The following is a 718-nucleotide window of genomic DNA, read 5'->3' as shown; positions in this document are numbered from 1 at the left end:
TAGATTTACTAGAGCTAATGTACGTATGCTTATCTTTGGGTTTTATAGGTCAGTATCGTTTAGAAAAAAATGGGCTTGAAGCTCACCGTAGATTGAGAAAACAAGTTGTATCAGTGCTTAAGTCACATGGTCGCGGAGTACAGCAAGAGCTTAGTAACAAAGTAGAACAACATATATTGGCAGGTGCTCAGGTTTCGGAACGTGCTCCTCTATGGGTGGTTTGTTCGGTAACTTCCGCACTGCTTGTTTGTATTTTTATGTACTTCAGTTACGAGTTGAACAAAGCTTCCAACCAAACTTTTGCTCAATTGGTAAACCTGATTCAATCAACCCCAGCAGTCAGTAATCCTATGGTTGAGTCAAAGTCAGCACCTATTGCCGAAAGAATATCTATGTATTTGGCAACGGAGATTGGCAAGGATCTTGTCACTGTGGAAGCGTTGCAAGATAGAGTTCGTATTTCTCTTAAAGCTCAAGACCTATTTGAATCTGGTAGTGCGAGCGTTGTGACTTACATACAGCCAGTTATTTCTAAAGTTGCACGTACCTTAGAAGCGACACAAGGGAAGATCATAATTACCGGGCATACCGATGACCGTCCGATATTTACCAGCAAGTACCCATCCAATTGGCACTTGTCTTTAGCTCGGGCAACTTCTCTTTCCGAACAGTTAATCTCCAACAGTGCACTTAAAGGAAGAGTGATTCCTGAAGGGTT

Annotated in this window: 1 protein-coding gene; it reads left to right on the top strand. The window is 41.9% G+C overall.

What is annotated here, in order from left to right; genetic code table 11:
- Positions 1–718 (top strand): type IVB secretion system protein IcmH/DotU (icmH, locus tag R7Z50_RS27240; protein WP_318149714.1); only part of this gene is annotated, 718 nt, incomplete at both ends.

The organism is Vibrio sp. 1249-1 (assembly GCF_033340495.1).
Note: the sequence above shows the minus strand (reverse complement) of the source record. Positions and strands in the feature narration are given on the sequence as shown.